The sequence below is a fragment of the Imperialibacter roseus genome (assembly GCF_032999765.1).
In the GTDB taxonomy this organism is placed as follows: Bacteria; Bacteroidota; Bacteroidia; order Cytophagales; family Cyclobacteriaceae; genus Imperialibacter; species Imperialibacter roseus.
In genome coordinates this window covers 5,135,099-5,159,639 of the sequence record NZ_CP136051.1, presented here as the reverse complement: position 1 = coordinate 5,159,639, position 24,541 = coordinate 5,135,099, and the positions used below count along the sequence as shown (strand labels likewise).

Annotated in this window: 24 protein-coding genes; 12 read left to right on the top strand and 12 right to left on the bottom strand. The window is 47.4% G+C overall.

Annotated features, from left to right (window positions below):
- Positions 1–60 precede the first annotated feature (60 nt).
- Positions 61–645 (top strand): O-methyltransferase, encoded by a 585-nt coding sequence (locus RT717_RS21805; protein ID WP_317488471.1) that lies wholly within the window; start codon positions 61–63, stop codon positions 643–645.
- 47 nt (positions 646–692) lie between these two features.
- On the opposite strand, the gene RT717_RS21800 is transcribed toward RT717_RS21805, so the two are convergent.
- Positions 693–1,445: a hypothetical protein gene (locus tag RT717_RS21800; protein ID WP_151998155.1), complete on the bottom strand. Its 753-nt coding sequence runs from the start codon at positions 1,443–1,445 to the stop codon at positions 693–695.
- Between the two features lie 218 nt (positions 1,446–1,663).
- Positions 1,664–2,416 carry a sterol desaturase family protein gene (locus RT717_RS21795; protein ID WP_317488470.1) on the bottom strand — a complete coding sequence of 251 codons (753 nt, stop codon included), beginning with the start codon at positions 2,414–2,416 and terminating at the stop codon, positions 1,664–1,666.
- A 132-nt stretch (positions 2,417–2,548) separates the two neighbouring features.
- Between RT717_RS21795 and RT717_RS21790 the strand changes: the two genes are divergently transcribed.
- Positions 2,549–3,763 carry a TCR/Tet family MFS transporter gene (locus tag RT717_RS21790; RefSeq protein ID WP_317488469.1) on the top strand — a complete coding sequence of 405 codons (1,215 nt, stop codon included), beginning with the start codon at positions 2,549–2,551 and terminating at the stop codon, positions 3,761–3,763.
- A 2-nt stretch (positions 3,764–3,765) separates the two neighbouring features.
- On the opposite strand, the gene sdaAA is transcribed toward RT717_RS21790, so the two are convergent.
- Entirely contained in the window at positions 3,766–4,671 is a 906-nt protein-coding gene (sdaAA, locus tag RT717_RS21785) for an L-serine ammonia-lyase, iron-sulfur-dependent, subunit alpha (RefSeq protein WP_317488468.1), read from the bottom strand.
- 124 nt (positions 4,672–4,795) lie between these two features.
- Between sdaAA and hemE the strand changes: the two genes are divergently transcribed.
- Positions 4,796–5,827, top strand: a complete 1,032-nt coding sequence (hemE, locus tag RT717_RS21780) for a uroporphyrinogen decarboxylase (RefSeq protein WP_317488467.1) — start codon at positions 4,796–4,798, stop codon at positions 5,825–5,827.
- A gap of 151 nt (positions 5,828–5,978) precedes the next feature.
- Here the strand turns inward: hemE and RT717_RS21775 are convergent, their stop codons facing one another.
- The gene (locus RT717_RS21775) at positions 5,979–8,345 is read right to left on the bottom strand and encodes a response regulator (RefSeq protein ID WP_317488466.1); all 2,367 of its coding nucleotides are present in this window, start codon (positions 8,343–8,345) and stop codon (positions 5,979–5,981) included.
- A gap of 118 nt (positions 8,346–8,463) precedes the next feature.
- Here RT717_RS21775 and RT717_RS21770 point away from each other — a divergent pair, with 118 nt between their 5' ends.
- Positions 8,464–9,699, top strand: a complete 1,236-nt coding sequence (locus RT717_RS21770) for an arginine deiminase family protein (protein WP_317488465.1) — start codon at positions 8,464–8,466, stop codon at positions 9,697–9,699.
- A gap of 119 nt (positions 9,700–9,818) precedes the next feature.
- Here the strand turns inward: RT717_RS21770 and RT717_RS21765 are convergent, their stop codons facing one another.
- A complete protein-coding gene (locus tag RT717_RS21765; RefSeq protein ID WP_317488464.1) occupies positions 9,819–11,651 on the bottom strand; it encodes a DUF5060 domain-containing protein in 1,833 nt (610 codons plus the stop codon).
- A 224-nt stretch (positions 11,652–11,875) separates the two neighbouring features.
- On the opposite strand from RT717_RS21765, the gene RT717_RS21760 reads away from it, so the two are divergent.
- The gene (locus RT717_RS21760; protein ID WP_317488463.1) at positions 11,876–13,273 is read left to right on the top strand and encodes a tetratricopeptide repeat protein; all 1,398 of its coding nucleotides are present in this window, start codon (positions 11,876–11,878) and stop codon (positions 13,271–13,273) included.
- A gap of 82 nt (positions 13,274–13,355) precedes the next feature.
- Here the strand turns inward: RT717_RS21760 and RT717_RS21755 are convergent, their stop codons facing one another.
- Positions 13,356–13,496, bottom strand: coding sequence for a hypothetical protein (locus RT717_RS21755; protein ID WP_317488462.1), 141 nt, complete (start codon positions 13,494–13,496; stop codon positions 13,356–13,358).
- 80 nt (positions 13,497–13,576) lie between these two features.
- A complete protein-coding gene (locus RT717_RS21750; RefSeq protein WP_317488461.1) occupies positions 13,577–13,891 on the bottom strand; it encodes a TetR/AcrR family transcriptional regulator in 315 nt (104 codons plus the stop codon).
- Between the two features lie 113 nt (positions 13,892–14,004).
- On the opposite strand from RT717_RS21750, the gene yiaA reads away from it, so the two are divergent.
- The gene (gene yiaA, locus RT717_RS21745) at positions 14,005–14,394 is read left to right on the top strand and encodes an inner membrane protein YiaA (protein ID WP_151998170.1); all 390 of its coding nucleotides are present in this window, start codon (positions 14,005–14,007) and stop codon (positions 14,392–14,394) included.
- 168 nt (positions 14,395–14,562) lie between these two features.
- Here the strand turns inward: yiaA and RT717_RS21740 are convergent, their stop codons facing one another.
- Positions 14,563–16,005 (bottom strand): vWA domain-containing protein, encoded by a 1,443-nt coding sequence (locus tag RT717_RS21740; RefSeq protein WP_317488460.1) that lies wholly within the window; start codon positions 16,003–16,005, stop codon positions 14,563–14,565.
- 619 nt (positions 16,006–16,624) lie between these two features.
- Between RT717_RS21740 and RT717_RS21735 the strand changes: the two genes are divergently transcribed.
- The 6 genes from RT717_RS21735 (at position 16,625) to RT717_RS21710 (ending at position 21,020) form a co-directional block, all read left to right on the top strand.
- A complete protein-coding gene (locus tag RT717_RS21735) occupies positions 16,625–17,857 on the top strand; it encodes a mandelate racemase/muconate lactonizing enzyme family protein (RefSeq protein WP_317488459.1) in 1,233 nt (410 codons plus the stop codon).
- 9 nt (positions 17,858–17,866) lie between these two features.
- On the top strand, positions 17,867–19,111 hold the full coding sequence (locus RT717_RS21730; protein ID WP_317488458.1) for an Nramp family divalent metal transporter: 1,245 nt from the start codon (positions 17,867–17,869) through the stop codon (positions 19,109–19,111).
- Between the two features lie 114 nt (positions 19,112–19,225).
- Positions 19,226–19,723 (top strand): RNA polymerase sigma factor, encoded by a 498-nt coding sequence (locus tag RT717_RS21725; RefSeq protein WP_317488457.1) that lies wholly within the window; start codon positions 19,226–19,228, stop codon positions 19,721–19,723.
- Positions 19,723–20,349 (top strand): hypothetical protein, encoded by a 627-nt coding sequence (locus RT717_RS21720; RefSeq protein ID WP_317488456.1) that lies wholly within the window; start codon positions 19,723–19,725, stop codon positions 20,347–20,349. The genes RT717_RS21725 and RT717_RS21720 overlap by 1 nt, the downstream gene beginning before the upstream one ends.
- 39 nt (positions 20,350–20,388) lie before the next feature.
- Positions 20,389–20,631: a hypothetical protein gene (locus tag RT717_RS21715; protein WP_317488455.1), complete on the top strand. Its 243-nt coding sequence runs from the start codon at positions 20,389–20,391 to the stop codon at positions 20,629–20,631.
- Entirely contained in the window at positions 20,616–21,020 is a 405-nt protein-coding gene (locus RT717_RS21710; RefSeq protein WP_317488454.1) for a type II toxin-antitoxin system VapC family toxin, read from the top strand. Before RT717_RS21715 ends, RT717_RS21710 begins: the two co-directional genes overlap by 16 nt.
- Before the next feature lie 10 nt (positions 21,021–21,030).
- Here RT717_RS21710 and RT717_RS21705 read toward each other — a convergent pair whose 3' ends face one another.
- From RT717_RS21705 to RT717_RS21690, 4 genes are all read right to left on the bottom strand, one after another.
- Positions 21,031–22,041, bottom strand: coding sequence for a bifunctional heptose 7-phosphate kinase/heptose 1-phosphate adenyltransferase (locus RT717_RS21705; protein ID WP_317488453.1), 1,011 nt, complete (start codon positions 22,039–22,041; stop codon positions 21,031–21,033).
- Between the two features lie 146 nt (positions 22,042–22,187).
- Positions 22,188–23,384, bottom strand: a complete 1,197-nt coding sequence (locus RT717_RS21700) for a pyridoxal phosphate-dependent aminotransferase (RefSeq protein ID WP_317488452.1) — start codon at positions 23,382–23,384, stop codon at positions 22,188–22,190.
- Between the two features lie 164 nt (positions 23,385–23,548).
- Complete coding sequence (recR, locus tag RT717_RS21695) at positions 23,549–24,169, bottom strand: recombination mediator RecR (RefSeq protein WP_317488451.1); 621 nt, start codon at positions 24,167–24,169, stop codon at positions 23,549–23,551.
- 8 nt (positions 24,170–24,177) lie between these two features.
- Complete coding sequence (locus RT717_RS21690; RefSeq protein ID WP_317488450.1) at positions 24,178–24,459, bottom strand: ATP-dependent Clp protease adaptor ClpS; 282 nt, start codon at positions 24,457–24,459, stop codon at positions 24,178–24,180.
- Positions 24,460–24,541: the final 82 nt, after the last annotated feature.

The window sequence follows — 24,541 nt, the reverse complement described above, 5'->3', positions numbered from 1 at the left end:
AATTCTTAAGTCAATACGAACAAATTTTTAATACAGGAGACTTCTGTAAACGTTACCCCTATGACCGACGAGATCAAACAAGCGATACCACCTGCGTATCGTGGAATTGCTGTGGCCACTGAGAAAGCTGGCTTCACAATGGCCTCTGACCCTTTGACAGGTTCCCTGCTGCGAACTCTTGCCGCCTCAAAACCGCAGGGCAGCTTTTTGGAGCTGGGTACTGGCACAGGGCTTTCCACCTCGTGGATATTGAGCGGCATGGATCAAAAGTCGTCCCTGATTTCGGTCGACAATAACGAGACATTTCTGGGTATCGCTGCCGATTTTTTGGATCATGATCCCCGGCTACAGCTTGTGTGCGCCGATGGCGAGGAGTGGTTGTTAGCCAACAGTAGCCTGCGATTCGACTACATCTTTGCTGATACGTGGCATGGGAAGTATTTAATGCTGGAGGACGTGTTGGCGATGCTCAAACCAGGAGGGCTCTATATCATCGACGACATGCTGCCTCAGCCTAACTGGCCTGAAGGTCATCATGAGAAAGCGCTTCGACTGGTGGAAGAGCTGGAAAAAAATGAAAGCTTGCTACTGACAAAGCAGGCTTGGTCAACAGGGATAGTTGTAGCAACGAAAAAGGCGGGATAGGGGAGACAAAAAAAGAGAGGCCTTCAAATTTGAAGGCCTCTTAATAATTACTTAAGTCTTTTGCTTATTTCTTCAATTTTTGGCTTGGCGTCTTCACGGCCAAGGTCGAACGCTTTCTGGTATAAGTCGAGCGCCTCTTTGTAAGACTCCTTCTTTTTCTTGGGAGCAAGCTGCGTACGACGGGCTGCCTCTTCCGCTGCCTGAGCTCTCATAAAGTAAGAGTCGGCCTGTGAGACTTTAGACTGAGTGAGCAGTTCAGTGATTCTGGTTTCCAGCATGGTCAACTCCTGACGCTTAGCTTCAATTTGCAGCGCTTTGTCTTCCAACTCAGTGTTTTGAAGCTCAACCAAAGTGCCCAACTGCTCATTCTTCTCTTTGTATTCAGCAACTGTTGCTTCCAACTGAGCTATTTGAGCCGTTTTGTCTTCCAACTGCTTCTTCAACCTTGCGATAGAGTTTGCGTATGTTTTGTTTGAAGAATTTGACTTAGCAAGGCTCTTCTCCATTTCGTCGATTTTCTTTTCAGAGTCCTTTACGTACTGATTCAATTCACTCAAACGAGTGTTGAAGTCATCGTAAGTAGTGCCCATTTCCATGTTCACCTTAAGCGCATTCCTGTTTTGATCGATCGAATCGAGTAACACGCCGACGTTTTCAAGAACCGCCGACATTTGACGCTGGAAAGCAAGCTCCGTATTAAGGGAGTCAATCTTTGCCACAAGTGTTTCATTTTCCTGTTTAAGGCCACAAGAAGCCATGAGTGAGGTAACAATAACCAACACTGCCAATTGATTTTTCATAATAGTTTGGTGCATTTTTAAAATTGCGAGGCAAAAGTATGTAAAAGATAAATTCGCTAATGAAGTTGGCCCTTAAATATTTTTAAATCAGGGAGTTATTTAACTGTGCCAACGAAGTTCCAGGGGCGGATAGCAATCCAATATGGTCAAATTTAGCAAAAAATAAGGTAACACTGGTATTCCTCTACTTTCCGTCATAGAAATGTTCCATTGGAAATCTATTTGGCCAAAGATTTTACCCGATCAAATTCTTCATCATAGTCTTTGCGAAGGGTGCCGAAAAGCCTGTCCCACCACAGGAAATACAGGCCATAGTTACCTTTAAAGTATTTGTGGTGTTGATTGTGGTTCACTGACGTGTTGAACCACTTGCCCAGCCACGTTCGTTGGAAGTTTTTTGGGTAGAGTTCATAGCCAAGATGCCCGTAAACGTTATAGAGCATCATCAGTGCCAGCCAAATCAAGACGGCTGACCTGTGTGTTGGAATGGAGAAAACAATGACATATATAACGCATGCTTCTATAACTGCTTCTGCTGGCTGGAACGCTAGCGCAGCCCATGGCGAGGGATTGGTCGAAAGGTGATGAACCTTGTGCAAAGCATTGAATAGCTTAGGGTGGTGCATTACCCGATGAATCAGGTAAAAATAGGCATCGTGAATGAGGAGCATCAGCACGATGCTGAAGGCAAAATACCCCCAGCCATAGTCCGCAATTTCGGTGTATTGTTTGGTGTAGGGCTTGATAAATGGAGTGAATGTGCTGAGTGCCACGATCCAGAAAATAAAGACTGTTAGCAGACTATAGCCTATCTCACGCAGGTAGTCATTTTTTTTTGGAAAGACCTGCTGAATTTTTCTTTTCGCCCATTTACTCTTAAGGATCCTGTAAAAAATGAAAAAGGCAAGTCCAGCGATCAGGGCATAGCGGAGAAAAATAATGAAAAGAAGGATATAGAACCTTTGATCCATTAGTATCAATATTTCCCCTAAAATACTATTTAGAGGCCAAAGAACCTTGCCTATCTTTTGTATAATGCGTCAACAAAAGCGGTTTGGACTATCCGCTTATTTCGTACCTTTCGGCCTTGTAATTTTCTCCTCATGTCTGAAAAACGCCCGGCCGCCCTCGGCTTCATTTTCATCACACTTCTTATAGACGTTACCGGGCTGGGTATCATTATACCAGTGCTGCCGAGCCTTATCAAAGAGCTTATTAACGGCGACCTCAGTCAGGCAGCGCAGTATGGCGGCTGGTTGTTGTTTGCTTATGCCGGCATGCAGTTTTTGTTTGCTCCGGTGCTGGGCGGGCTGAGCGACCGGTTTGGCCGCCGCCCGGTGTTGCTGGCCTCCCTGTTTGGCTTTGGGCTCGACTACTTGTTGCTGGCTTTTGCACCCAATATTTGGTGGCTATTTGTTGGTCGCCTGCTGGCGGGAGTAACCGGCGCCAGCTTCACAACGGCATCGGCCTACATCGCCGACATAAGCACGCCGGAAAAAAGAGCACAGAACTTCGGAATCATAGGGGCTGCATTCGGCCTTGGCTTTATTATTGGCCCCGTGATTGGCGGCTTACTAGGTCAGTATGGCTCAAGGGTGCCCTTCTTTGCCGCTGCCGCATTGGCGTTGCTCAACTGGTTGTATGGCTACTTCGTGCTTCCTGAGTCGTTGCCAGCCGATAAAAGGCGGGCTTTCAGTATCCGTCGGGCCAATCCGCTGGGGTCGCTCAAAGCCTTGCAAAAATACCCTAAGGTACTAGGCCTGGTGGGCGCTTTCTTTTTCATTTACCTGGGGGGCCATGTGAACCAAAGCACCTGGGCTTACTTCACTATGCTGAAGTTTGGCTGGAATGAGGCCTGGGTAGGCTATTCGCTCGGCTTTGTCGGCTTAACTGTCGCTATAGTCCAGGGAGGGCTTATCCGCATTGTGGTGCCTAAAATTGGCCAGTGGAATGCTGTTTTTGTTGGCATGTTTTTTTATATACTGGGCTTTATCTTGTTTGCTTTTGCCACACAAGGCTGGATGATGTTTGCTTTCATGGTGCCGTTTGCTTTAGGCGGGTTCGCAGGGCCTTCGCTGCAAAGCCTCATCTCCGGGCAGGTGCCGTCCAACGAGCAAGGGGAGCTGCAGGGGGCGTTGACCAGCATGACCAGTGTGACGTCTATCATTGGGCCGCCCCTGATGACAAATCTCTTTGCCTATTTCACTGGAGAAAATCCCATCGTTTATTTCCCTGGCGCAGCCTTTCTGGCTGCTGCCCTTATCACGGTCGTGGCAGTTTTTTTGGCAATCCCGTCGTTCAACAAAAGAAATTCCTGATCTCAATTGTCAGTATCATCATCCAGGATTTCAATATCATGGATGAGAACCTTTTTGGCTATTGATCGTCCGGTAGGTGTGGTAGCAAGCCCACCTTCAGCTGTTTCCTTATAACGGCTTTCCATCGCCTGGCCTATTTCACCCATGGCCTCTACACACTCGTCCACAGGAATAACGCTGCTTACGTCGGAAATAGCGATTTGGGCCGAGGAGTTGGCAATAGCAGCTGCGCTGGCATTGCGCACTACGCAGGGCACTTCTACCAGCCCGGCCACGGGGTCGCACACAAGGCCGAGCATGCACTGAACAGTGATGGCCACAGCGTTGAAAACCTGGTCAATGCTGCCTCCAAGGCAATAAACGATCGCCCCGGCGGCCATGGCCCCGGCACTGCCTGTCTCCGCCTGGCACCCACCTACTGCGCCGGAAATGGAGGCCTTCTGCTCCATGATCAAGGCAATGCCTGCCCCGACTAACAGGCCTTCTAAAATTTTCCGATCATCGAGCTGGTGAAGCTCCTGTAGAGTGACAAGCGTTCCGGGCAGGATGCCAGAAGCCCCGGCGGTAGGTGCTGCTACTACCCGGCCCATACAAGAATTGACCTCTTTGGCGGCCAGGGCCCGTGAAATCAGCACTTGAAATTCCTTCGACAGGACAGTGATGGGGTTATTGTATACTTTTTTTGCTCCGTTGTTGATCATCCCTGAGCGGGAGGTCATATTCTCAGTGAGCCCGGTTTGAACGGCCTCCTTCATTACCTCATAGGCTTTTTGCAGGCCATCCCATATTTCCTCTTCCGTTTTATTCTTTTGCTGGATTTCGTATTCGATGACAGGCTCATAGAGCTTTATGCTTCTGTCCTGGCAATCCTGCTTCCAGCTGACGAAGCTTTCAAATAAGATACTCATAATGGGTCATTTGTTGTTCAACAAAGATAACGAAAAAGGAACCCGGAAACGTTTTGCCCCCAGGTGTCTATTTGTCTTGATAAAATCTGAATGGAAATATGCAAAGCCTGACTAACTTTGCCGCATGCAATTGAAGAACGACCTGATCCTCCGGGCTGCCAGAGGAGAGAAAACGGAGAGAACCCCGGTATGGATGATGCGACAGGCAGGAAGAATTTTGCCTGAATACCGTGCCGTGCGAAACAGCCTGAACGGATTCATTGAATTGGTAAAAACACCGCAGTTTGCTGCAGAAGTGACAGTGCAACCGGTAGACATTCTGGGAGTAGACGCTGCCATTATCTTTTCCGACATTTTGGTGATACCCGAGGCCATGGGCTGCCCTTACGAAATGGTGGAGAAGAGAGGGCCAACATTTCCCAAAACAATAAAGACTGAGAAAGATATAGACGAATTGCGCATCGCCGACGGAGAAACCGATTTGGGCTATGTGATAGAGGCCATCAAGCTTACCAATAAAGAGCTGGCAGGCAGAGTACCCCTGATAGGGTTCGCCGGAGCCCCATGGACACTTTTTTCTTATATGGTGGAAGGGTCTGGCAGCAAAACGTTCTCAAAAGCCAGGGGCTTTTTGTACACCGAACCGGCCCTGGCGCACAAGGCGTTGGAAAAAATCACACAAAGCACCATCAGCTACATGAAGGCGCAGGTAAAAGCTGGTGCCCACATGTTGCAGATTTTCGACTCATGGGCAGGCGTATTGCCGCCTCAGCATTACAGAGAATTCTCCCTCGCCTATATCAGGAAAATATGCGAGGCTATTCCGGAGGTGCCGGTCACAGTTTTTGCCAAGGGAGCCTTTTTTGCGCTTGAAGAGACTGGTCAACTGCCTTGCGCTACCGTCGGCCTCGACTGGAACATGGACGTGGCCGAGTCGAGGGCAAAAGTGGGAGCCAGCAAAACACTGCAAGGCAACCTCGACCCCTGTGCCCTCTACGGGAGCTTTGCAGAGATAGAGAAGGCTACAAAAGGCATGTTAAAGGCCTTTGGGCCTCAGCGTCATATCGCCAACCTGGGTCACGGCGTTTATCCCGATACCGACCCTGAGAAGGTGAAGTGTTTTATTGAAACAGTGAAGGAGTACAGGCACGGCTAGCTTGCCAGCTGTGTCGTTAAGTTAAGAGTATTTTACCCTTTTGTTCCCTAAGCCGGGCACCCCTAAAGGGCATACTAATGATCGTTCGTCGCCCTTTAGGGTCAGGGGTAAAAATAGAATTGGGAGAGCGAACCTCTTAACTTAATGATATTTAACTCGCCAGCGATAAGTACTTGATGAGCTTCTCATGGAGGTCCTCAGGCACAAATGGCTTGGTGACAATGTCGTTCATGCCAACAGTAAAAATCTGATCCCGGATGTCTGAGGGGATGGCGGCGGTAATGGCGATAATGGGCGTTTTCGCATCTGTTTCCCTGATTTTTTCGGTGGCCTTGTAACCATCCATAACTGGCATCTGAAGATCCATCAGGATAATATCAAAAGGCGTGGCTGCGTGTTTTTCAACGGCTATCTGGCCATTGCCAGCAATTTCTATGTTGGCTCCCCACTTTTGCAGAAATTTTTTGATGACCAGCACATTCACCTTGTTGTCTTCCACCACTAATATTTTTTTGCGCTCCACAATGTTTCTGTCGATCACCTTTGGAGCCACGGGGGCGGGGGATTTTTCTGCCGTTTTCACCAGGCCAAACCATTGGCTGAAGTAGAAGCGGGAACCTTCGCCAGGTGTGCTAACAAACTGAATATCGGAGCCTTGGAGCCTCAGCAGCCGCCTGATGATGCTGAGGCCAAGCCCTGTTCCTCCGTACTCCCGGGTGGTGGAAGCGTTGCCCTGCGAAAAGCTTTCAAAAATCATTTCACTCTGACTCTCTTTTATGCCAATGCCACTATCAATCATCTCAAATAGCAACTTGACGCTGTCGCTTTCTTTTTCCTCCAGCGAAACCTTAAGATGGACAAAGCCCGACGGGGTAAACTTAAACGCATTGTCTAAAAGGTTGACCAACACCTGCGACAGCCGGGCTTTGTCGCATAGAATGTGGTCGGGGATATCCTCGCCTATTTGAAGTTGAAAGTCCAGCCGCTTCTGTTTAGCAGTTTTTTCAAAGGAGGTGTAAACCGATTGAAGGAATTCTTTAAGAGATATTTTTTCCGTAGAAAAGTCGATTTGGCCAGAATCTATTTTGCTAAAATCAAGCAACTCGGTGATCAGGTTCATGAGTCGCTCCGCTGAAAACTTAAGTGTATTCAGGCTTTCCTTTTGTGTCTGCTTCGGCTTGTCCCCGATCAAAAAGTTGGTCATGCCCAACACAGCATTCAATGGGGTTCTCATTTCGTGAGACATGGTCGAAAGGAACTCAGTACGGGCTCTGGAGGCCTTTTCCGCTTGCTCTTTGGCTTCCTTAAGGTTTTGCGCAAACCGAAATGACAGGATAAGGCCCTGACAAAAGAAGAAGAGGATGTGGGCAATGAAATTAAACAGGACAATTCTTGGTGTCAGGTCAAAATACACCAGTACATTATAGCCCACAATTGCAAAAACGATCAGTTTTGCCACAAGTGCATACACAGCTGCCGGCCTTTTGTGAATGACAGCCATCACCACTATGTATATCCCGTAGCAAATAGCCAGCAGAAGAACATAGAGATAGTAGGGAAGGATAGAAGTAAACAGTAATATCGGCCCCACGGCAGTCAGGAAGCTGATCCCCAAAGTGACCCAAAAAAAGACTGAAAAAATGGGCTTGTATATTTCTTCGGGATACAGGCTGACGATGTAACGGGTAAAGAAATAAAGACCCATAAATACACTGAGGTGTTCGAGCCTTAGCAATAGCGAAAACGGCATCTCCCATACTGAGTTGATAGCATAGATATCCGAGCCGATATTTCTGTAGGCGTATACCAGGCAAAACAGGGCAAAGTAAAGCATGGGCTTGTCGTGCCGCCCAAACAGGTATAGACCAAAGAAGAAAAAGCCCCCCATAAACATGGCACCTGCCAGAATCCAGTCGTAAGCCAGCTCGACTTCTTTGGCTCGGGCCAATTGCATTTCCTCCCCAAGGGTAATGCTTTGAGAGCTTCCGCCTTTTCGATGAACAAAATTGGAGACTTGAAGCACCAGGTGAAGTGTATCTGCCTTTTCTCTCAGCGGCTTTGTTTTTGGATAAGCCTGAGGTTGCGATTCTTCTTTGGTTTTTCCAACAATGCCGTTTTTTGAAAACACCTCGCCGTTGATGAATAGCTGGTAGCTGGTGAAAAAGTCTTCTACCCACATGAGCAAGGGTGGATGGTCTTTGGGCAAAAGAACAGTAAGAGAGTAGGTGGCGTAACCTGCTCTGCTTAGTTCGATACCGTCTACCTCCGCATTGTTCCAAATCCTGGGAAACTGAAAGTAGTGAGGAGGTTTTTTGGCTAATTCAGCACCTTCTGGTACAAGCAATTCTTCCCAGTAAAAGCCCCATTCTCCATCCAGCTTTATTGGGCCATCCCGCAAAAAATCCCAGCCCCTCAAGTCCAATGTCCCCTTCGTTGCTGTTGGTTTTTCAGCATCTGCGTGCAGGGAAAATGAAATAAAAGTGGTGAGGACTCCAACAAAAAATAAAAATCTCGACATCTTAGCCCCTTAAAGGGATTCAATATAGGCTTAATAGTTCAACAAATGGCCGTGCGAGCTGGTTGAATAAGTTTCGAATATAATTGTTTTCGACGAATACTTAACGGCAGACTAACCCATGGTTACTTCAGATATCGACATACTAAGAAAGGTAATAGTTCATCGCCCTGATCAGGGAATAGAATGGGTAACTCCCTTCAACAAGGCCGAGCTCTTGTACGATGACATTGTTTTTTTACCCAAAATGCAGGAGGAGCATAGCTTGTTGACAGGCGTGCTTTCTTTTTTTGCCGGGGAGGAAAATGTGCTGGAGTTTACCGATCTTCTGACAGATATTTTGACCAATGCAAAGCTAAGGTCGCAGTTGCTCGATGAAGTATTTAAGCTGGAGAGCTTGCCGCCCGATACACAGCTGACGTTGCAGCAGCTCTTACCTAAGAACCTCGCCAAGGCCCTGATTAGCGGCTATAAGGCAGGCGGAAGTGTTCTGCTCAACCCCGTGCCTAACCTCATTTTCACCAGGGACATAGGGGCGGTAGTGAACAATTATGTGATCACTTGTCAGGCTGAAAAAATGCCTCGCAAAAGAGAAAATATACTTACCTGGTTTATCACACATTACCACCCGGTGTTTGTAAAAGTGGGTTACAAATATCTTGACTTGTGCATTTCGTCGGATCATCTGGCTACTACACTTTCTAACAGGGCGGAGACGATTGAAGGAGGTGATATTATTCATTTGAGCCCATCACACTTGCTTATTGGCTGCAGCGAAAGAACTAATATGGTGGCACTTTGGAGAATCAGAGAGCAGCTGCGTGAGCACAAGGTGGTGGAGAAGTTCACCATTGTAGATATTCCCAAGGAAGAATATTGCATGCACATCGATACTATTTTCTCCAAGGTGAATACTCATGACTATGTGTTATATGAGCATGTGCTGCAGGATCCCACCCAGATCAGCATAGAAAGCTTCGATTTGCAGGGGAACACTTCGCAGAGATTTGATACCATCAAGGATTTGATACTGGCCGAAGACGCCGACGCAAGATTTGTGTCGTGTGGCAATGGGGAGCATCCGTTCGACCAGCGGGAGCAATGGAGCAGCGCCTGCAATTTTGTGGCTGTAAGGCCTGGTGTGGCAGTTACTTACCGCCGGAATACCAAAACCATCGAAGGCTTTCAGCAGCTTGGATATACTGTTATCCCTGCTGAGCAATTTCTTCAGCAGGCCGCCGAAGGCAAAATTGAAAAAGAGAAGATTCAAAACACCATCATCACCATTCCAGCGGGTGAGCTTAGTCGTGGCAGCGGGGGCCCGCATTGCCTCACTTTTCCGATAGAGCGGGGTTAGCGGGATCGCTGTTCTGGCAGGTGTCTTCACCTGCCAGCCCGTTTAGCGGGGTGTCCTCACCCGCTACCGTTCTGGCGTGTGTCTCACACGCCAGCCCGAACCGTTCCGGGAGGGTATCCTCACCCGCCAGCTTTTACCAACACCGCCCAATCCTTTTCTGGCTCTGAAGGCGGGTTCCCAAGCGAACGCACCTCGCCGCCTTCCACCGTCTTGATATCGGTTTGCTGTAGCTCACCCCCTGTTCTGGGGTTGTACCAGCTCACGGAATAGCTTCCTTCAGCGCCGGCCAGGTCGATAGAGGCTTCTCCTCCCAGCGGCAAAAACACCGCATATACTTCTCCCGGCTTGGCCAGACAGTACGTGTTCTCTCCCGATAGTTCATCGTGGCTTTCCATTTCTGCAAAAGGCAGGTAACGTTGGAAAAAGTCGAGGCCGACTTTGGTATAGTTCCACATGCGGTCTCTTGAGCGCCAGTCTTCGCAGCCCAGGTCGTTGTTGTGGTTGAGATAGCCGAAGTACCACTCCACTCCGCCGCCGCCAGCCATCAGGTTGCCCCACAGCACCGCCACCCGCACGGTATCCTGGTTGTTGTCGGTTCGGTCGTCGGGATCCAGCCCACGGTTGGCGGGGCCTATTTCGTCGATATTCACTATCCATGGGTGATCAGCCTCAGCTGAGTTTTTTACCCATCTTTTGGTGTCGTCGTGGGCGTCGCCAATGTACCCGATCTGGATCGATGGCCCGTCAAGGCTTGGGTGACCCAGCAGCCTGTCGAACATTTCGTGGCGCAGCTCCTTGTGGGAGTGGGTGTGAATGACCACGTAGTTTTGGTAGGGGTCGTGGGTTTTAAAGTAGTCGGTCATGGCCTTCTGCTGCTCAGTGGTTTGCCCGTTGGGGCTGAAGCTGGCTGGGCCGTTTTCCTCGCCCATGTTCCAGGTCACGGCCAGGTGGTGTCCAAAGCGGGCGATCAGTTCCCGGTAGTAAAGTTTCCGCTGCGGGCCGGTGTCGCCATCGTCGAGCAGTTTTTCGTTTTCGGTTTCCTGTGTCACTATGTGGAGCATGATGCCCTTGCGCTCCATGTGATCGAACACCACCTCCCACTGGTCGAGCTTGCTGCAGTCGAACCGGCTGCGCTCGTCGTAGCCGGTGTAAGGCCACACATCTTTGCCATCGCCGCCAATGTTCATGGTGAGGAAGTAGATGGAATTCATGCCTTTGCTGGCCAGGTAGTTGATGGCCCCAATCAGGTTTTTGCCTTTGCCGCCCTGCCAGATCGGGTCGCCCGCTTTCCAGTCGGCAGCATGGGGAGCGTAATTGTGCAAAGTGGCTTTGTTCTCTGCTTCGCCCGATCTGTTTTCTCCGGCCGTGCCTTTGTAGGTGCCGTCGAAGTCGGCGTAGCCAAGCAAATCTTCCGGGCTATCGGCCCCGCCTTTCAGAAAGTACTCTCCTGTTTCCTGAAACTGCAGGTAGCGCTCCCGCACATAGGTTAGGCGACCTTTCGCCCGAAGGTCGGGCAGCTGGTAGTTGCCAGCTGCCACTATTAGTTTGCCTTCCTCACCATCAAAGGCGACGGGTTCTCCTGCCTGAGGATCATCATCTACGGCTATATTGGCACCCTTGCGAAACGAAACCTGGTAGATCCATTCGCCTTCTTCATCGGGGCGGAAATGCACCTTCCACACATTGCCAGCGGCGGCACTGCTTTCCCCGGCGTTGCCATCGGCGGCATAGTAGCCCGGTACCAGCATTTTCTTCAGCCCTTTGGAGAAGACCACGTTCAGCCGGTAGTCGGTGAAGGGATTGTCAGCAGCGTCTTCAGCAGTTTCCGGGCCAGCGAAACTGAGGGTAAGTTTGTCCCATTTAGTGGCCTGAAGGGGTTCTTTTTGAGTGCAATTGGTAAGCAGCGCTAAAAATAGGGCTGCTGATAGCAGAGAAGCGGAAAGTTTGTGCATAGTAGGCATTAGGCATGTTTAATGGGTTGAACTTACGATAAATGCAGCTCATGGCATAACAGCTAGACAATTTGCGGGTGGATGGAAGGCATTTGATCGTTCTTTCTTTTTTTGGCTAGTTTTTCATTTCTTCTTTAGTGATCCTTACGAATAGAAATTGACATTAAATATAATTCCGATAACTTATAACATATTTGAAAGATTTTTACGAAGTGTTCAAAAGTATGGATTTGAAAGAGTTGCTGTTAGATAAGGATTTCTCCTTTAATAGGATATCAAGCCTAATTGTCATAATAGTAACCTCTTCTTTGGCTTTGATGGAGATTGTGATCCCATTTTTGAAACCATATTTTGAGAATTCCATAGTTCACATTTTGACTTTTGTCATTGTTGAACTTGTAATAGTGTCATTTTGGTACTACAAAAGATCGGTGTTCCCTTTAGGGAATAGAAAAAGGCAGAACCTCGTAATTGCTATTACCACTGAAGATGTTAAACAAAAGGTCAGGATTGCGAATGACTTTGCAAAAGAACTTAAGAGACAATTAAAAAACCATGGTCTAAATAATACTTATGAGGTAGTTGTACTACATAATCATCTTTCCGAAACAGCAAGGCACAAGATTGAGATGTGGATTGAGGCTCGAAAAGCAAATTTGATGGATTCAAACGAATCTAAGTCCTTTCTGAAGATGGCAAAAAGGCTAAATGCAAAATTCTTTGTTTATGGGGATTTGATTATTCGTAACTCATCCAAAAGCACCTATTGTCTAAGCATAGATGCGTTGATTATGCACGCACAGACCAATGTGACTAACAGCAAAAGCCTTCAGAGAGAATTCGCTGAGTTATGGAAAAGGGAGATCACCTTTTTAGAGGAGGATGAGTTGAACGGCTTTAGAAGCAACGCAGAACAAATTTTCTTCACTGCTACGTATATGATGGGTCTTGCGACACTGGTAGATAATAAATTTGAGCAAGGAATATCAATATGGAATACATTAATAAAGTACATTGAACAGAAGCCGGAATTGGCTGAATACAGACTTAAGGTTTTACAACAAAAATGGGTTTGCTGTTTTCTTCTATCGAGGCTATCCTACTTCCGTGGAGACATTGAGTTGTCCCTTGAATATCAGGAAATGTACTTGGAAATTACACCGAATGAGTACGATAGACATCTAAGTGAGGCGATAAGACAGGTAAAGCTGAGAGGCGATGCAAAGCTCGCACTAGAATATGTTGAGAAAGCAGCAGGAATGGCCGGAGCAGATGGGACTTGGAGGTACAGTAAACTGTACTTGCTCATTAAACTTGGAAGAATGAAGGAAGCTCTTATCGTTTTTGATGAGATAAGTCAAGAAAGATACCCTAATGAGATTGATTCCATATACCAGGTAATTAAATATAATGAAGTGTGCTACCAGGAAGATGAGAACCATATTCAGTCTTTCTTTATAATAGGCTGTATAATGTATAAAAAACTCGATAGGCCTTTAGAGGCATATGAACGGCTGGAAGAATTTGTAAGTAGAGCGTCTAATAATGTAAGTATGGATGAACTTAGACTTAGAGGTGAGCAGTACCTTGGGGAGATCAATAAGGTTATTGGCATTAAGTAGATTCCCTTCACTCCGGCAAGTTTAGCCTTAGCGTATGTGGATATTTCTATTCAAGCTTCCGGCTTGCTCAAAGCAACGTCCTCTACTCCTTCAACTTCCCCAAATAAGAATAAAGTAACACCAGCACATCCTGCGGATCCTGGCCTGCCTGCCCAAACTGAACAAAATAGAAGTCTCTGATGGCCCTGAACAGCATCCATTCCGCTTCGGAGTTGCTATCCACGTTTTTGGCCTTTGCCCAAAGTTCGTAGGTCTTTTTTTCAGTAAACTCTCGTGCCTTGTCCGAGCACTCCTGGTACCGTTTTACTGACTTGTTAATGAGCAACTGACGTGAAACGCAAGTGCGATTTTGTTTTCCATGATTTCGTCCGAAAACAGCTGTTCGAAATGAACATAGTCACGCATCAATTGCCCAAACTTTTTATAGTGCATGATGTGGGTTTTCAGCAGCTCATGCTCAAAATTGACAAGATCACCGAAGTAGTAATAGAAACTCGACCGGCTCAGCGAAACCAGGCCGGACAGCCGCTCTATGTTAAGTGCTTCCGGGCCTATAGAGGCAAATAGCGAATACCCGCATTCTATCCATTTCAGTTTGTTTTCACTTGTTTTCTTCATTTCAGGAAGCCAGGGCAAAAAATTCTCTGTACACTATTGTACAAACAAAGTAGTCAAATTACCTCGTTGAAAGCATCAGGTTAATTTTTATTCAAAGCAAAAACCACAAAACCATGAATCAAAAACCATCAAATGCATTTGTCGCTGCGTCATGGATTGCGCTGTTGACAGGTATGATTGGGTACCTCGTAGGTCTCTTCAGAGCAGAGATGATGCTTAACGAGAAGGGTTATTATTTTACTGTTTTGATGTTTGGCTTGTTTGCCGTGATTTCTCTGCAGAAGGCCGTGCGTGACAAGCTGGAAAACATTCCGGTAACTGATTTGTATTATTCCATTTGCTGGTTCTGCACAGTTTTGTGCCTAGTACTTCTTACCATCGGCTTGTGGAATGCTGATTTGCTTCCCAGCGAAAAAGGTTTTTATGCGTTCTCTTTTATCCTTTCACTTTTTGGGGTGATTGCGGTACAAAAAAACACCCGAGATTCAATCGCAACAGAGTGATGTTGCCAGGTGCTGTGTAAACATCACAGCTTCACAAGGCTTTAAATCAGAAAGTCTGCACTGTCTTTTTTACTCAGTGCAGACTTTTTGATGTGGACTATTCCCACTCAACGCTGATCAACGCTCAAGTAGCACTAAAAAGATGAATGGGTAGATTTACCAGTAGCTCTATTTGATAGTTTGCACCAAATCCTGAAGTGTTAATCTCGGATCAACATATTTATCAATCCAATAGTATGCTCCCCCAGAAGCCCTACTGACAGCCTTGAAGAGATCGTCCCGAAACGTGTTATCCAAATAGACAGTGTCGACTTTTTGGTTTAAGGTAACTGGGATGGGAACACTATCACTATAGCCAATACCAACTGTGTGTATTTTGACACCCATTTCATTTGCTAGCTTTGCAATCTTCATTGCCGGAACAGTTCCGGCAGTCTCGTCGCCATCACCAATTAAAATGATATTTCTCTCCCCCTGTCCGCCTTCCAAAAGCTTCAATGCTTGCCAAACGGCGTCTCCCAGGGCTGTACCCTTTCTCATTTTGTCGGGAATTTTCACGTCCAGTAAATTACATCGATCGACATTGAATACTTCCCCCGAAAAATAAAGAACAGGAATAGCGCAGTTCTTATTTCGCAAAATGTTGGTTACTTCAAATGCTTTGTACCGTCGGTTGGGGTAATAGTCGATAATTTGCATCGACTCCGAAATGTCCATTGCGATCGCAGTAGAGATTGGTTTTCGTTTTTTTGGCTCAGGCGGGTCGTACGAGATGTTGTTATCTATCTCTACAACTGTTTTTGGTGCAAGTACAACTAATTTGTTCTCGGCTAATGAAAAATAGGTCCACGAGAAAAGGTCTGAAAAAGCAAAACCGGCCGATGGCTTTAGGGGGATGAGTTTCAGGTTAAAAGTCTTAAACATTCGCATTTTACCGCTTCTAACCGTGTCTTTTTGTGTTATTCCTCTGGTTTCCACAATCCAGTCATCACTATTCTTTATATTCAAATCAACGGGAAAGGAAATCCCTTCTCCATAAACCCTGAGAGTGAAATCAATGGTATCTCCTACTGTATAGCTTTTCTTTTCATTTTCTATTTTTTCATAAAGGTCAAATACCCCAACCATTTTGTAGAAATAATTGATATACAAGGAGTCCTGTAGGTTTTGGTCAATTGCGTTTACCCGAATATTGAGTGGCTGACTTTCCAACTCTGTTTCAAATGTTTTATCTTTTAGTAGGGTAAGCTTGTGCGAGCGAATCGTGATGTCGTCATCGGTACATGGGCATGCAGCTATCTCTGTTAGCTCAAACCTTCGATATTTTTTCCCATTAATTAGCAGGTCTTCAAAGAAAGGTTCAGGCTTGAGATTTTCATGGTAGAAGTAGTTCTCTTGTTTCATTTTACTCCGCAATTCTGAAACCTGCTGCGAGAAATTGGGTGGGAGGCTAAACCCTATGCTATCTGATGGGAAAATAAGGTAGGCAGTCAAGATAAAGCATTCGCCCTCAATGACTGTAGTTTTATTGGACTCGATGACAAATTTTATCGGCGGCTCATCGATGCGGTTTTGTAGAGACAAGAAGCCAAGAAGGAAAAGTAGGTGCATGTGGTCGAAGATTCAATCGATGTTACTCTAAAACTAAGGATTGGTTCAATCCTTCAAAATGGTTCGATGTTAATATCATACTTTTTGTAACAGAAATTGTAACGTGCTATCAGTGGTCTAACTTTTGCAAACTCTTTTTTTACATTTTGTCTGTGGGTTATTTCAAAGTCGTTGTATCCTAAATAACGCAAATACTCACGTCTGTCGCAGGGCATGGCGAGCCTTTTTGCAAGTCGAAACTGAAAACCCTTTGCTCAACCTGGGCAAGGCCGCCGCAAGCTTGCATCACGTTCGCTCGGCTTGAGCAAAGCTGCCGCAGTACTGCAGCAAGGTTGCCCAAGTTGGGCAAGGCTCCTGTAGCTTTGCAGCACGTTTGCCCAGCTTGATAAAGCTGGCCGCAGTAGTGCAGGAGGTTGATAAAGAGGGAGTTATGAAAAATAGGACCTTTTTGGGTGCCGTTGCATTTTACAAAAGGATTTCCTTCAACTGAGCTCTCCACTCGTCACAGAAAAATACACCCCTCACGTTTTCTCCTCATTTTATACTAATTTCCCTTACCTGACATCAGACCTTCTGCTGTCGGTTGACCATTATAGCTACCACTTAAAACTACCTGCTCATGACCACCCGAAGAGACTTTGTCAGAAAAAGCCTTTTGACGGCCAGCGGCCTTGCCATGGGGCTCCCATTTTTGAATGCCCATACCCAGTCCGACCTCAAAATCACAAAAATCCGGCACTACCGGGATCCCGATTATACCAAGCCGGCCTTTGCTCAGATGCGGGACATTGTGGTGGTGGAAACCAATGGTGGCATTACAGGCATCGGGGAGGGCGGCTCCAAAGAGATGATCCAGAACGTGGCCGAAATGCTGATTGGGGAGGATCCGTTTCGCATAGAGCACCTGTGGCAGAAAGTGAACAGGGGCTATTTCTACCCCTCGGGTCGTGAGCGGCTCCACGCCATGGGTGCGCTCGACATGGCTCTGTGGGACATCAAAGGTAAAGCGCTGAATGTGCCGGTGTATGAATTGCTTGGCGGCCTTACCCGTGACTATATTCCTTGCTATTCCACCGGCTTCCCCGGCCAGGGCACAGTGAAGGAAACCGCAAAGGCCTGCATGGAAGCCGGATTTTATGCCTTCCGCACGGATGGTGGCGTGGGATCGAGAGACGTTTTTGATGTACACAAGTGGCTGAACAACTACCGCAGGCATTGTGAGCAAATTCGGGAGGGTGTAGGGGAAGACGGGCAATGGTGCATCGACCTGCATACCCGGTTCGACACAGCCGAAGCCGTGACGGTGTGCAACATGATTGAGCCGCTTCGGCCACTTTTTGTAGAGGACCTGGTGCGGTCAGAAAACCCAGGCATCTACGAGACGCTGCGGGCCAAAGTGAATGTGCCTATCGCCGTAGGCGAGCAGTTTGGCGACCGGTGGGATATCAACGAGCTGGTGGAAGACCACTTGATTGATTTTTCGAGGGTAACATTGCCAAATACCGGGGGCATTACCGAATTCATGAAGATCGCTGCCATCTGTGAAACACACTATGTTGGTCTCATTCCTCACTTTACCGGCCCGATTTCAACGGCAGCCCTTGTGCATGCGCTGGGTGCCTCGTCGGGCTTTGTGCTCACTGAGATACTGGGTAATGCCGCAACGAAGACTGACTACCTCAACGACGACTATCTGAACTTCAAAAATGGGAAGCTCTACCCAACTGAGAGGCCTGGGCTTGGTGTGGAGTTCAATCCTGCCAATGTTGAGCTGATCAACGAGATTACCAAAGGAAGCGAATACAACCACCCCGGCTTCAGGAGAGCTGACGGATCATTTACCAACTGGTAAGAGAAACGTATGAAGAAGATCGCCGCTTTTTTATTGTCGATAGGGCCAGGGCTCTTTTGCATTGGGTACACGGTAGGCACAGGCAGTGTTACCTCCATGGCTAAAGCCGGCAGCCAGTATGGTTCGCAGCTGCTGTGGGTGCTGGCCCTGAGCTGCATTTTTTCATGGGCACTCATGGAGGCGTATGGCAGGTATGCAGTGGTGACTGGCCGAACGGCTGTCAACAGCTTCAAGACGGAGCTGAAGTTTGGCAAAGTGCTGGCGGTAGTACTTATCGTTGGCATCGTTATCGGCCAGTGGAATTCGCTGTCGGGCATCGTGGGGCTTTCAGCCAACGCACTTTATGAGATCGCTCGTTTGTTTCTGCCCGGCCTGCCAGCGGAAAGCTACTGGGCCGTTTTGTCTATCGCCGTGGTCATTCTTGCCATCCTGTACTTTCTGCTGATAGTGGGTAAGTATTCGTTTTTTGAAAAGATCCTTATTCTTTTCGTCACCATCATGGGCGTGTCATTTCTCATTTCCATGTTCATTGTGCTGCCTCCCCCAGGCGAAATAGCGATGGGCTTTATCCCTTCCATTCCTGAAGGCGAGGGAGGAAGTCTTCTTGTGGCTGCCTTTGTGGGCACCACCATGGCGGCGCCTACCTTTGTGGTGAGGCCGCTGCTGATGCAAGGGAAAGGCTGGGCCAGGGAGCATACCTCTCTGCAGTCGAGAGACGCCCTGTCATCGGCGTTGCTCATGTTTGTCATAAGCGCCTCCATCATGGTTACGGCCATGGGTGCCCTGTATTACAAGGGGCTGACGATCAACAAGGTGATTGATATGGTGTACACCCTGGAGCCTGTGGCAGGAAAATTTGCTGTGGCGCTGTTTATGACCGGAGCGCTCAGCGCAGGACTTTCGTCGGTGTTTCCTATCCTGATGGTGGCACCGCTATTGATTTCCGATTATAAAAACGGTGAACTTGATTTAAAGTCGAAGCTTTTCAAGCGGCTCACAGCCGTCGCTTGCGTCGTCGGGCTGTCGGTACCTATTTTGGGGGCTAACCCCATCGCAGCCCAGATAGCCACTCAGGTGGCCAATGTGTTTGTGCTGCCTTTGGTCATTGGTGGAATCATCTACATGGTCAATCGGAAAGCGGTAATGGGCGAGCACCGGGCAGGCTGGTTGCTAAACACCGGGCTGGTGCTGGCGTTCATCTTCTCGTGCGTTATTTCTGTAATTGGGTTTACGGCATTGAAGGATTTCTTTTGAAGCTGAGCTTGCCACGTCGCTATTTCATTTTTTTTGAAAAAAAGAACTCCGCAAAGTGTAGTGATTCTTCAGTTCCGGCTACTTATTCATCGAAGGCAATAAAAGAAGAATAAAATGTCCGAATCGGTAGACAGCACTTTTCTGCAACAGATCAACCAAAACCTGGGCATCGCTCACAAGATCTGCCTGGGCTACTTTCAGGATGCTGAGGACAGAGCCGATGCATTTCAAGAAATGATGTATCAACTCTGGCGATCATACGAAAGCTTTCAGGGCGATGCTAAATTTTCGACCTGGATGTACCGGGTTTGCCTGAACACAGCCATGACATACAAGCGAAAGAGCAGGAAAAACACCTTCGATGCACTTTCAGACAGGCACGATCAGATGCCAGCCTCACCATCTGTAAACAACGAGGAGGAACTAGGTCTGCTTTTCAAAGCCATTGCCACGCTGTCACCAGTGAACAAAGCAGTGGTTTTGCTATATCTGGAAGACTTGAGCTATGAAGAAATTGCTGGTATTACCGGTCTATCGAAGTCGAATGTGAGCGTGAAAATGTTCCGAATCAAAAAAGAATTAGAAGTGCTACTCAAAAAAATGATGAACTGATGGCAACACTGGACGAATTGAAAATGAAATGGGGAGAAAGCGGAGGAGCGCTTCCTGCTCCGGAGGGCATGGCGCCTGAGTCTTTTGAAAAGATAGTCAGGACAAGGGTGAAAAAGCACACCAACACAGCCGTGCAGTATTTCTGGGCAGCATTTGCGCTGCAGATACTGGTGTATGCCCTGCTGGGGCATGTGGTAGCAAAGTACTGGTCCGACACGCAGGCGGTGCTAACTGCACTCGTTGGAGTAGCTCTGTATATTCCTTTTACTGTGGTGCTCATGCGCAGGTTCAAGGCTATAGCCAGGACTAATGTGGCGAAAACAGAAGGAGGCAGTCTGCAGGAAAGTATTCGACTACAACACGACAACCTGCAACAGTTCTATAAGTTCAAACGGCAGTACGAATGGATACTTATTCCAGTCAGTTCAGCGATAGGTGTATTTCTTGTCTTCAGGATTTGGGTACCTGGCGGCGTGCAAGCGCACTGGATGGGAGTAGGCATCGCACTTGCAATTACCCTGGTGTCTTGCGGCGTAGCTATTTTTGCGGAGAACAAGAGGAACTTTGAGGCACCTTTGGGACAATTGAAAGAGGTGCTGGAAGAGTTTAAAGCGGAGAATGAGTGAATTTAGGTTGCAGATTGTTAAATTTGAAAAAAGAGGCTCATGGCGGAAGTAACCATTAAGTATAAAAATAAGAAGACTTTGGAGGCACTGAAGGATCTGTCAAAACACCTTGACTTTGTTGTTTCTGCGCCCGACGAAGTTGTGCCTCCGACGTTTAAAATAAATGGAGTTACCATTTTAAAGGGTGATCAATCCATTGACTTGACTGGATTGGAGAAAATTTTTTCTAATAAAAAACTCAGTGCAAGGGACTTGAGAGCTAAGGGATGGCAAAGAACGTAATTTGCGACACGGATGTCATGATTGACTTTTGGGATGTAGCTGCAAAGCGCCACGACTCCACCAGAGAAATTGTAGAAAACGTAATAAGATTGGACAATGTTTTATTGTCTGTGGTGACAAAAATGGAGTTGTTGTCGGGGGCTTTAAATAAACGTGATCTAAACAGGCTGAATAAAAAATTAACCCGATTCAATATTTCCCTTCTGAGCGAGGCCATCTCAATAAAGGCAGTAGAATTGCTACTCAAATATCGGCTGAGCCACGGGCTTACATTTCCTGATGCGCTGATTGCGGCGACTGCCATTGTTACTGGTTTGGAACTATTTACCTATAATTTAAAAGACTTTGTTTTTATCCAGGGACTAAAGCTCTTCACTCCAAATAGATAGTGGTTCTTTGTCAATTCGTTAGGTGTTTCAAAATCATTTCATTTTTCAGCGCTTCCTGAAGCAGGCTCTCCTTTTCGATGGGCATTACACCCAGGTGCTGGCACACGAGGCCGCCGCCCAGGTTGCTAAGTTCTGCCTGCACTTCCAGCGACAAATGCAGTGCCTCGCAAAGTGCGGCAATACTGACCACAGTGTCGCCAGCACCCGATACGTCGGCAATGCGGCGGATATGGGCAGGGTAGTGGATGGACTGCACATGGTCGGTAAGGTAAACACCTCTGTCTGATAGCGTGATGAGCGCTTTTTCAACCGGCATATGAGCATTGAGCTGGTTCACTGCTGACGACAGCTGATCCAGGTCGTGGTGATCGAACTCCAGCTTCAGGCCTTCTTTCAGCTCTCGCAGGTTGGGCTTGAACAGCGAAGCACCGCTGTAGGCCAGAAAGTTTCTTTTCTTTGGATCCACTACTGTGGGGATGCCCAGCTCATTGGCCAGATTGATGGTTTGTGAAATGATGGCCGGGTTAAGTACACCTTTGTCGTAATCCTCAAAAATGATGACGTCGCAACCTGTTGCCAGATTACGAATATGATCCATAAGTGCACGCTGCTCAAGAGCGGTCAGGGCTTTGTCGGTTTCGCTGTCGACCCGGAGCATGTGCTGTGAGCCAGCCAGCACTCTCGTTTTAACTGTTGTGATCCTCTCTCTGCTTTTGATGATGCCCTGGGAAGAAATGTTTCTTGCTTTCAACAGCTCAAAAAATGTTTCGCCGTCCAGCTCGTCGCCAATGATACTGCAAAGAATGGGGGTGGCTCCCAGCGACTGGATGTTGAGCGCCACATTGGCGGCACCGCCGAGTCGGTTTTCTTTCTTATTGACGTTGACAACAGGCACAGGTGCCTCAGGAGAGATCCGGCCAGCGTTGCCATAGATGTACGAGTCGATCATCACATCACCGATGACGAGTACTTTGAGGCTTTCAAAAGCGTTGAAAACTTCCTGAATGGAGGAGAAGGGCATGGACAAATGATTGGGTTAACGGCCCAAATATATAAGTTTAAAAAAGAAATTTTAAAGAAGGGATGTCAGTCTGAGCTTGTCGAAGACGATTTGGTTTCAATAATCTCTTTCGACAAGCTCAAGATGACAATTGTATTCAAAAGATGTTATTTCAGAACAGCCAGCGCCGCTTTAATTCTCTTGATTGCCTCCTGAAGTTCGGCCTCTGACGCAGCATAAGAAAGTCTTACCGCATTTGGGTCGCCAAACGCACTGCCAGTTACCAATGCCACATGGGCTTTGGCCAGAATGTAGATACAGAAATCATCAGCATCTTTTACGGTCATTTCACCGTCGCTCTTGCCAAAATAGTGGCTGACGTCCGGGAAGAAATAAAAGGCTCCCTCCGGCATGTTCACTTTCAGGCCTGGAACCTCTTTCAGGAGGTCATATACCATGTCCCGGCGCTTGCGATAGATGGCTGACATTTTCTCAGTTGCCTCGAGCCCCGAAGTCAGCGCAGAAACAGTTGCCCTCTGTGCTATCGTATTAGTGCCGCTCGTTACCTGCCCTTGAATTTTTTCGCAAGCCTGCGCAACCTCCTTGGGTGCATTGATGTATCCAATTCTCCAGCCGGTCATTGCAAAGCCTTTGGCCATCCCGTTGATAGTCACCGTGCGGTCTTTAACTTCAGGGAAAGTGCCGATGCTGATGTGTTTGCCTACGTAGTTGATGTGCTCATAGATTTCGTCAGCCAGGATAAGGATTTGTGGGTGCTTGGCCAGCACTTTCACAAAGCCCTTAAACTCTTCTTTGCTGAAAACCGATCCGGTAGGGTTGCAGGGAGAGGAGTAAAGCAATGCTTTTGTTCTGGGCGTAATGGCAGCTTCCAATTGTGCCGGAGTGGGCTTGTAGCCATTTTCGATTGTGCCCGACACCAATACCGACTTGCCGTCGCAAAGCTGAACGATGTCAGAGTAGCTCACCCAGTAGGGAGAGAAAATGATCACTTCATCTCCCGGATCGAGGATGCTCGACATCAGGTTGTAGATCGACTGCTTGGCACCAGTAGACACCACGATATTTTCTGCCTTCGACTCAAGGCCGTTTTCATTTCTGAATTTAGCGGCGATGGCCTCACGGAGATCCTGGTAGCCGGCTACAGGCGAGTAGGCAAAATACTTCTCTTCATCAATGGCTGCTTTTGCCGCCTCCTGGATGTGTTTGGGAGTTTTGAAGTCAGGTTCGCCTAAGCTTAGGCTGATGATGTCAACGCCGGTTGACTTCAGTTCTCTGGCTTTTTTAGCCATCGCCAGCGTGGCCGATTCGGCCAGGGCATTTACTCTTTTAGATAAGAAACTCATGTTGATCGGGTGTAATTGCGGCGCAAATTAAAGATTATGAATCGCTTATGCCAAGCGCCCGGGCTTTTTTAGGACTTTCAAAAATATGCAGCAGATCGATTGAGATTATCGAAATTATTCTTTCGAAAGCAGGCTAATATTTAGCTTCTCGTAATGGGCGGGCTTTATGATGCGGGAAGGTCATAATTTACCCTGGTCAATATGCTTCGTCCAAGGGTGATTTCGTCGGTGTACTCCAGCTCGCCACCGAATGGAATGCCACGGGCAATGGTGGAAACCTTCACTCCTTTATCGCTCACTTTTCGGGTAATGTAAAACGACGTCGTGTCTCCCTCCATGGTGGCGCTCAGTGCCAGAATGATTTCCTGCACTTCGCCACCTTTTCCGGCAATTCTGTCTACCAACGATTGAATATTCAGTTCATCGGGCCCCACGCCGTTCATGGGTGAGATGATGCCACCGAGTACATGGTAAAGTCCGTTGTATTGAGATGTGTTTTCTATGGCCAGCACGTCGTGAATATCTTCTACTACACAAATAAGCGAGCGCTCACGGCGGTGGCTGGTGCAAATGCTACAAACCTCGGTGTCTGATATGTTATGGCATTCGACACAGTAGCGGATGTTTTTCCTGAGATTGTCAAGTGCCTCTGTAAAGCGGGTTGTCTGATCTTTTTCCTGCTTCAAAAGGTAGAGTACCAGCCGTAATGCTGTCTTTTTGCCAATACCAGGAAATTGAGAAAATTGTTCTACGGCCTCTTCAATGAGTTTAGAAGGAAATTCCATGCAGGCTGTTAAAGAATTTCAGCGTTGATGCCAGCCTCTAAAATAGCTTCTTTCATAGGCTTCAGCTCAGGCAGAGAGCCCTTTTTTACTCCACATTTGCCTTTGTAGTGGATGATCCACGTGCACTGTTCCGCCTGAAGCTTGTCGTGCTTACAAACCTTGATCAGTGTGTTGGTCACATGATCGAATGTGTTATAGTCGTCGTTGTAGACAATTAAGTCCTGTAAATCGGTTGACTCAAGGTCTTCCAATACCTCAACCAAATCTTCTTTTTGCGGTTGATAACTCATAGTCTTTTGTGATTTAAATGAATTGTGGTTCTTCCAGTCTCAGTTGCCATCTTTGGATGCTTCTGGAAGGCAGTCCATTTTA